The organism is Bacillus sp. DWP3-1 (genome assembly GCF_049896565.1).
Taxonomy (GTDB): Bacteria; Bacillota; Bacilli; order Bacillales; family Bacillaceae; genus Bacillus.
In genome coordinates, this window is record NZ_JAFCUN010000009.1 from 54439 (window position 1) to 62455 (window position 8017).

10 protein-coding genes are annotated in these 8017 nt (G+C 40.5%); 7 read left to right on the top strand and 3 right to left on the bottom strand.

Annotated features, from left to right (window positions below; all coding sequences use genetic code 11):
* Window positions 1-5: 5 nt before the first annotated feature.
* From ACP7A0_RS17905 to ACP7A0_RS17915, 3 genes are all read left to right on the top strand, one after another.
* The gene (locus ACP7A0_RS17905) at window positions 6-752 is read left to right on the top strand and encodes an amidohydrolase family protein (RefSeq protein WP_106039699.1); all 747 of its coding nucleotides are present in this window, start codon (window positions 6-8) and stop codon (window positions 750-752) included.
* Window positions 753-783: 31 nt separating this feature from the next.
* Window positions 784-1254, top strand: a complete 471-nt coding sequence (locus ACP7A0_RS17910) for a GNAT family N-acetyltransferase (protein ID WP_106039700.1) — start codon at window positions 784-786, stop codon at window positions 1252-1254.
* A 111-nt stretch (window positions 1255-1365) separates the two neighbouring features.
* On the top strand, window positions 1366-2445 hold the full coding sequence (locus ACP7A0_RS17915) for a serine hydrolase (protein ID WP_223260772.1): 1080 nt from the start codon (window positions 1366-1368) through the stop codon (window positions 2443-2445).
* Between the two features lie 37 nt (window positions 2446-2482).
* On the opposite strand, the gene ACP7A0_RS17920 is transcribed toward ACP7A0_RS17915, so the two are convergent.
* Window positions 2483-3052, bottom strand: coding sequence for a DUF4825 domain-containing protein (locus ACP7A0_RS17920; RefSeq protein WP_106039701.1), 570 nt, complete (start codon window positions 3050-3052; stop codon window positions 2483-2485).
* Between the two features lie 146 nt (window positions 3053-3198).
* Between ACP7A0_RS17920 and ACP7A0_RS17925 the strand changes: the two genes are divergently transcribed.
* The 3 genes from ACP7A0_RS17925 to ACP7A0_RS17935 all read left to right on the top strand — a co-directional run bounded on the left by ACP7A0_RS17925 (window position 3199) and on the right by ACP7A0_RS17935 (window position 5576).
* Window positions 3199-3642, top strand: coding sequence for a YbaK family protein (locus tag ACP7A0_RS17925; RefSeq protein WP_050945810.1), 444 nt, complete (start codon window positions 3199-3201; stop codon window positions 3640-3642).
* 58 nt (window positions 3643-3700) lie between these two features.
* Complete coding sequence (gene cwlD / locus ACP7A0_RS17930) at window positions 3701-4414, top strand: N-acetylmuramoyl-L-alanine amidase CwlD (RefSeq protein WP_066031431.1); 714 nt, start codon at window positions 3701-3703, stop codon at window positions 4412-4414.
* A 103-nt stretch (window positions 4415-4517) separates the two neighbouring features.
* The gene (locus ACP7A0_RS17935; RefSeq protein WP_106037500.1) at window positions 4518-5576 is read left to right on the top strand and encodes an Mrp/NBP35 family ATP-binding protein; all 1059 of its coding nucleotides are present in this window, start codon (window positions 4518-4520) and stop codon (window positions 5574-5576) included.
* 38 nt (window positions 5577-5614) lie between these two features.
* Here the strand turns inward: ACP7A0_RS17935 and gerD are convergent, their stop codons facing one another.
* Entirely contained in the window at window positions 5615-6199 is a 585-nt protein-coding gene (gene gerD / locus ACP7A0_RS17940) for a spore germination lipoprotein GerD (protein ID WP_003217144.1), read from the bottom strand.
* Between the two features lie 90 nt (window positions 6200-6289).
* On the opposite strand from gerD, the gene ACP7A0_RS17945 reads away from it, so the two are divergent.
* A complete protein-coding gene (locus ACP7A0_RS17945; RefSeq protein ID WP_106031894.1) occupies window positions 6290-6892 on the top strand; it encodes a KinB-signaling pathway activation protein in 603 nt (200 codons plus the stop codon).
* Here ACP7A0_RS17945 and pdaB read toward each other — a convergent pair.
* Complete coding sequence (gene pdaB, locus ACP7A0_RS17950) at window positions 6885-7649, bottom strand: polysaccharide deacetylase family sporulation protein PdaB (RefSeq protein ID WP_106031893.1); 765 nt, start codon at window positions 7647-7649, stop codon at window positions 6885-6887. The two genes, ACP7A0_RS17945 and pdaB, sit on opposite strands and share 8 nt — an antisense overlap.
* Between the last annotated feature and the right edge of the window lie 368 nt (window positions 7650-8017).

The following is an 8017-nucleotide window of genomic DNA, read 5'->3' on the forward strand; positions in this document are numbered from 1 at the left end:
CGCGCATGAGGATCTTTGATGCACATTTTCATATCATTGATTTTGATTTTCCCATTCAAGAAAACCAAGGATATACACCGCCTAGTTATGTGGTGAATGATTATAGGAGAGAGACGGCTGATTTTGGGATTTTAGGTGGAGCAATCGTCTCAGGGTCATTTCAAGGCTTTGATCAAGGCTATTTGTTGAAAGCGCTAGATGAACTGGGCTCAGCTTTTTGCGGTGTGACTCAATTACCTTTTACAGCAACTGATGATGAAATTGTTCATTTGGGTCAACATGGGGTAAAGGCATTACGTTTTAATGTGAAGCGGGGCGGTTCGGAGGATATTTCGAAGCTCGATTATTTTGCGAGAAGGGTGTATGAGCTGGCGGGATGGCATAGTGAGCTCTACATAGACGCTAAGCATCTCCCTGACATCTCATCTACGCTTGAACAGCTGCCGGCCGTTTCGATTGATCATTTAGGCTTATCGGAAGAAGGCTTGCCGCATTTGCTCAAGCTGGTTGATAAAGGAGTTCGGGTAAAAGCAACTGGTTTTGGACGAGTCGATTTAAACGTTGAACATGCATTGACATCAATTTATCAAACGAATCCTGATGCACTGATGTTTGGTACAGACCTTCCATCGACAAGGGCAAAGCGCCCATTTGAATACGGTGATGTTGAGTTGATTCAACAGCTATTTGAGGAAAAAGCAGCTGACCACATCTTATATAAGAACGCGCATCAATGGTATTTTGGTCAATAAGTTCCACTTCATTTCATAGGAGGTGTGTTCAATGGGGTTCAGTCAACTGACGTTCAGAGAAGCCAAGCTGGATGATCTCGATAAAATCGTCTTCATGCTCGCGGATGATATGTTAGGTCAAAAAAGAGAGCGTTACACGCAACCATTGTTAGAAAGCTATATCGAAGCCTTTCATTCAATAGATGCTGATCCAAATATTGAACTCATTGTTGCGTGTGATCAGGAAGAAGCTGTAGGTGTTCTCCAATTAACCATGACGCCATTTCTTACACATCAAGGAGGATGGAGAGCTTCAATAGAAGGAGTTCGTACGGCCTCGACTCATAGAGGAAAAGGAATTGGCACGATGTTGATAAAAAAGGCTATTCAACACGCAAGTGACCGCGGCTGTCATATGATTCAGCTGACAACAGACAAACAGAGGCCAGAAGCACGCCGTTTTTACGAAAAGTTGGGATTTGAAGCTACGCATGATGGGATGAAGCTGCATCTCTCCCCATGAATAAGAACACCAAGAAGCGAAGGGTTCACTTGCCTTTGCCTTTTTGTGACTTTATTTGAAATATTTGTTATATTAAATATATAAATCCTTAGTTATTTGGAAAGGAGAAACATGTTACTCAAAATCGGTCTAGTTGTCTTAGGTGTGGTCATACTTTACTTGGTGGTTGATGTCCTGTTGTATAAAAGAGATATGAAGAAAACGAAGGAAGATCTTTTGACATTTGTCACAAAAAACAAAAAGGGCGTATCAGTGACAATCATTGAAAATGAAGATGTGGTATTAGATTGGAATGGTAATCAAAAAACACCACTTGCAAGTACGGTGAAATTAATGGTTTTGTTTCATTTTGTTAAAGCTGTATCCAGCGGTGACATCAAGCCAGATGAAAAAGTGACATTGTCTGATATAGAGCGGTTTTATATTGATAGAACAGATGGCGGTGCTCACACATACTGGCTGGAGGTCAACGATTTTTCTGAGCATGCAACTTTATTAGATGTTGCCAAAGGGATGATGCAAGTCAGTTCGAATGCTTGTACTGATTATTTGATTGACCGGCTCGGCTTAGATAAGATCAATGATCAGATGAAACAAGCAGGTCTTACAGAACATGATGAACTCATGCCGCTGACACCCAAGCTGTTGTGGTCATCCTATGTATCTAATCATCGGCGGGATGCATTAAAGAAAATGAGCGGTGTAACTGATGAGCAATACAAATCTCTGATGATTGAGATTTTTAATATCATTAAAAATAACCCAGAGCAAAAAAAGGCGTTAGAAGAAAAATTGATGAAAAAGAACTTGTTAAGCTTGCGTATTCAATCATTACTGACGCAAAAGATGACAAAGTCTACAACGAATCAATATGCACATCTTATGAAACGTCTGCAGGATGAGCTGTTAACAACAGAAGAAAAAAGTCTTTTTAGCCAAATCGTACTGGGAGAAACATTCAAAAAGGAAACAGATCAATATCTTTGGTATAAAGGCGGAGCAACATTGTTTGTTTTCACAGGTGCTTTATATCGAAAAACACATACATCCTCTATATCCCTCTCTCTATTTATCAATGATCCGAAAGCGAACAATTCTCACTGGATTGAGGGAGTATTCAATGAATTTATGCTTACTACAGCAGTGGATCAAAACTTTAGACAACGTTTAATTAAGGCTTTTACTACATAATCATCAAAAAAACAGAGGGAGATACCCCTCTGTTTTATTATTTCTGCATTGGAAACACTTTGTATACATCTTGGCGTTTCTCTTTTGACTTCACAACTCCATCAACCAATTCCTTTTGCCAAAGCGCTGTATCGTCTTTGTAAACTTTAAAAGAGTGAGGGAGCTGTTTTTCTAGCTGTTTTCTTTTAAACGTGACGGACGACTCGTCTTTAGAGCTCATATTAAGTGTTACTTGCTTTACGTTATCGATAAGAATAAAAAGTGCCAATGCATTATATAAGTAGTTTTTTTCAATGGTATCCTTCTTATCAAACCAAAATGTATCAAATTGTTCTTCTGTATCATTGGCATTTTCTTTCACGCCGTATGTCACTTTTAGCGCTTTTTCATCTACGATTTCATACTCGCGAATCACGTTACCTGGAAGATCTGATAAAATAGCGCCGATTGCTCCGTTGTCTCCAATGTAAGAATTTTTGTGCTTGGAAAGCTGTTTTAAGGATATGTCTTCTATTCCTTTTATGTCGCTCTTCTGCTTGGTCGCTTGACTGCTGCATCCAGATAAGACGACTGTTAGTAGCAGCAGGATATACATCCATTTCTTCATTGATTTTGCTCCTTTTCCATTCTTTCTATATATAAATGTTCATCTTATCACAATTTTCCAATCCATTAGCTCATTGATTTCCATTTACTGAACTGCATGTTTTGTTCAAACCAACGAACAATACAAAGAAAAAAGGAGTTCAGTCCATGGCAGAAGTTCTTTCATTTTATCAATTGAAAACAAAACGAGATGTCACGCTTGAAAAGAAGCTGTTGCGTACATTGTCTCTTCAACAGGTCACGGTTGCTTCCGAGAAATTCACGAAGAAGCTGTTCCCATTTGCAGATGATCCAGCTGGGATTATGAGTGATGGCTGTATCGATTTCGCCATTGAAGCTTTTTTAGCTGGTGGGAGATACGGTGAGTCGAGCAAGTACGGTGAATCATTTGATGATATAAAGAAGAGGTCAGTTCATGAAGAAGATGAACTAGTTGAGGAGCTAGCAGGGTGTTTGCAATCGTGGGGGAATATGTTCCGAATGGAGCGGAAGATGTCGTGCCTGTATCCATTTGCGAAGGATTTTTTAAGCATGTGGTGGCAGGAAGGCTTTCGAGAATCAGAAAAAAGGCATAAGCTTCGGCTGCACTAAGCATATTTCCAGCCCTTGTCCCATATCTATAAAATAATGGTGTATGGGAGGGACAGGGATGAAAAGAAAGCTGAAATGGACAGGGTTTTTAATCGGGTTTATTGTCCTCTTATTCTTATTCAGGTTTCAGTTTCTAAATGATGATTCGTGGAAATCGTGGAACTTGCCTTTGAGCGGCAAAATCATCTATTTAGATCCGGGTCATGGCGGTCCAGATGGCGGGGCTGTAGGAGGAGAGTTGCTTGAAAAAGAGATTGCACTGGATGTATCCATGAAGATACGTGACTATTTACAGGAGCAGGGTGCCCTTGTTCTTATGACCCGCGAGGATGATTCTGATTTATCATCAAAGAATACAAAGGGATATGCCCGAAAGAAAGCGGAGGATCTAAGAAACCGTGTAAAAGCCATCAATGAGTCTGAAGCCGATCTCTATTTAAGTATTCATTTAAATGCGATCCCATCGAACAAATGGAGCGGCGCACAGACGTTTTTTTACGGGAAATATGAAGAGAATGAAAAGGCAGCGAAGTTCATACAAGATGAATTACGCAATAATCTTGAAAACACAGATCGAAAGGCGAAGCGGATCAATGGCATTTATTTAATGCAAAACGTGACGAAGCCAGGAGCTCTTGTGGAAATTGGATTTCTCTCCAATCCGAAAGAGGCCAGTCAGCTGGCAACACCTAAATATCAAGATCAAATTGCTGCCTCCATTTATAAAGGCATTTTAAGATATTTGACAGAGCAAAAAGAGCCGCCTGAATAAGGGGCTTTTTCCTTTTGTACGCAGGCAAACAGGACAGACATTGTAAGGATATGTATGATATACTTGGATTGTAAACGAATTCAATAAAGGGTGAGGTTCTGCTATGATCGGACAAGATGATGTGAGAAAACTAGTTGGGAAGATGGACGAACCTTTCCTTCATATACCGCTTGGTGAGCTGGATGCCATCAAGGAAATCAGCCTAAAGCCTGAGAAAGAACATGTGAGCTTAAAGGTGGCTATTGCCAAAACGGGCACTGCTGAGCAGATGAAGCTTCAGCAAGACATCGTACAAGCCTTGAAAGCAGAGGGTGCTAACACAGTAGGACTTCGTTTTGAAGAGCTCCCTCAGGAAACACTTGAAAGGTTTATGCCTTCGCAAGATGAGGAAGAAAACCTGCTCAACTCTAAAAATCCGCCTGAGTTCCTTGCGATTGCGAGTGGAAAGGGCGGCGTTGGTAAATCCACCGTGTCTGTTAACCTTGCTGTAGCACTGGCTCGTCTAGGGAAAAAAGTCGGACTGATTGATGCAGATATTTATGGCTTTAGTGTACCGGATATGATGGGAATCACCGTCAGACCAACTGTTAAAGGGGAAAAAATTATTCCTGTGGAACGCTTTGGTGTCAAAGTGATTTCAATGGGCTTTTTTGTTGAAGAAAATGCACCGGTCATTTGGAGAGGACCGATGCTTGGTAAAATGCTGAATAACTTCTTCCACGAAGTCCAGTGGGGAGAATTAGATTACTTACTATTAGACCTTCCGCCTGGAACGGGAGATGTGGCGCTTGATATTCATACAATGCTTCCAAGCTGTAAAGAAATCATTGTCACAACACCGCATCCTACAGCTGCCTTCGTTGCTGCTAGAGCAGGCGCAATGGCACTGCAAACAGATCACGAGGTGCTGGGTGTCGTTGAGAATATGAGCTATTATGAAAGCAAAAAAACAGGTGAGAAAGAATATGTCTTTGGAAAAGGAGGCGGGGATAAGCTGGCGGAAGAGCTGCGAGTATCGGTCCTTGGTCAAATTCCTCTAAGGCAGCCTGATTGGAATGAAGATGATTTTGCTCCATCTGTCTATGATGCGAGTCATCCGACGGGAGAAGTGTATCAACACATTGCGAATAAAGTTATTGAACAATTAGCAGTAAAAGCATAATGAAAGCCCGAGTGGATGAATGTCCCCTCGGGTGATGTTTAACTGCCGCTTTCTTCGCTGCCTTTTGATCCGGAATCACTGCTTTCAGATGCTGCTTTTTTAAGCTCATCTTCGAATTTCTTCTTATAAAGAGGACTGCTTAATGTTTCTGTAATGACTTTTTCTAAGTGCTTTCTGAACTCTTTGCTTTTCACCAGTTCACCGTATTTCTTTTCCATTTCGGGATCCTTGAGAATATCCATCATCAATTGCTGATAGTCAGGGTCCTTCATTAACTGTTTTAACATCTTTTCATGCTGTTGCTGCATGGATTTAGCGAAAGTCTCGGCAAATTTAGAATCCTCAAAGACCTTCTTCCAGAACTCTTTGCCTTTATCAGAAGTCAGTGTTTTCTCTATCGTTTTTTTCACAGTTTGTTCATCCATTACCAAAGCTTCATTCATTGCCTCGTCATTTAATAACTGTTGAATGGCCTTTTTACCGTCATCTGTCTTCAATATATCGACGACCATTTTCTTTGTTTCGTCATAGTCCATATTAGATGAGGATTGGGTTTTGGGAGCACAAGCTGTTAGAGATAAAAGGAGAAAACAGCTCATTATACGCAAGATGCCTTTTGACATACTGTGGCTCCTTTCGTTACATGTCTTACTTTTAATATGAATGTTTCACGTAAATTTATACATAACAAAAATAGGGGTTGGATCAATTCAATGAAAAGTCGGGATTTAGTTCGTTTTTTCTTCTCTGTGCTAGCTGTTGGAGCGGTCATTACAAGCGTGGTTGGCTTTGCGCTGGAGTGGGGGAAATATCAGAAGCTTTTTATATCGTTTGAAATACTAGAAATCGCATCTGTGTTGTTTTGGTTCATTGGTGTGGGGATGATTTTTAGTGTCATTAGTCAGATGGGGTTTGTTGTCTTTTTAACGGTGCACCGGTTTGCGTTAGAGATATTCCGATCACATTCTCTATGGAATACCATTCAGCTGTTTCTGGTGATCTTTGTGCTGTTTGATTTAGCTTACTTGCGATTTTTGTTTTTTGGAGAGAATGAATCATTTCTTCCATACCTATGGCTGCCTGTCTTTATCGGTGTGTTCGCATTGATCGTGGCTTACTTTAAACAGCAGCAGTCCTCTAAGAAAACTTTTGTTTCCGCAATGTTTCTCATGGTTGTCATCACGTCGATAGAATGGTTCCCGGCGCTCAGAGTCAACGAAGAGGACTGGCTGTATTTAATGCTATTTCCGCTATTAGGCTGTAATGCGTTTCAGTTGTTAGCTATGCCGCGGTTTTCAAAGGCGAAAGCTACTTAACTTCCGATGACCTTGTTTTGGTATTGGAGATCAGTTCGCCAACCGTCACATTTTTTAAATTCTTTTCTTTGATTTGTTTCAAAATAGCTGGTAAGGCTTGAGCGGTTTGGGTTGCTGAATCTGAGGCATGTAGGAGAACAATATCTCCGCTTTTCATTCGATCATTTACATTCTGAACAATCTGATCGACGCCCGGATTCAGCCAATCTTGTGAGTTGACGCTGTAATGGACAACGGTATAACCGTACTGTGTGGCAATTTTCAATGCTTTTTCGTTAAATTGCCCAGTTGGCGGTCTTAATAGTTGAATGTCATCTAGTCCAAGCTTTTGAAATGAATTTTGTGCCCGGACAAGATCTTGCTTGATTTCACTATCTTCAAGCTGGCTATAATTTTTATAAGCATAGCCAAGGCTGCCGATTTGGTGACCGTCCTCTCTAATTTGTTTGACGATATCAGGATGACGCTCAGCCCAAGAAGCAGACAGAAAGAAAGTAGCGTTCTTTATATCGTACTCTCGAAGGACATTTAAAATAGGAACAGCCTTCTCATCTCCCCAGCCGATATTAAAAGTAAGGGAGACATGTTTTGAGGAAGTCTCGCCTTTATAAATGGCTCGGGGTCCGTGTTCTGTTTTAAATACCGACAGCGGCGGTGCCTTTTGTACATAAAAAAAGGTTGCAGCTGCAAGGGCTGCTACAAGAATAATGACGGCTTGCTTCAGCCGTTTAATAGGAAACACATATAATCGACTCAATTCAAACACTCCTGCCTTGTCCGAGATTGTTACTTGATTGTATGCAGGACAAGGATTTGAGATGCACAATAAAACTATTTCAAAAAAAGTTTTGAAAAGGCGTTGACCGATAGAATATTTTCGTGATATATTATTAATCGTCGCTGACACACAGTGACAAACACAAAACGCTTCGGGAAATAAACTTAAAAAAAGTTGTTGACATAAGATGAAGCGAAATGTTATATTATTAAAGCCGCTAAGAACGGCGAAGATGATCTTTGAAAACTAAACAAGACAAAACGTACCTGTTAATTCGAGTTTTTATAAAAAAATCCTATGAAACATCATAGGTAGTCAGTCAAACTGGCGAAAAACAAAACTTCGGT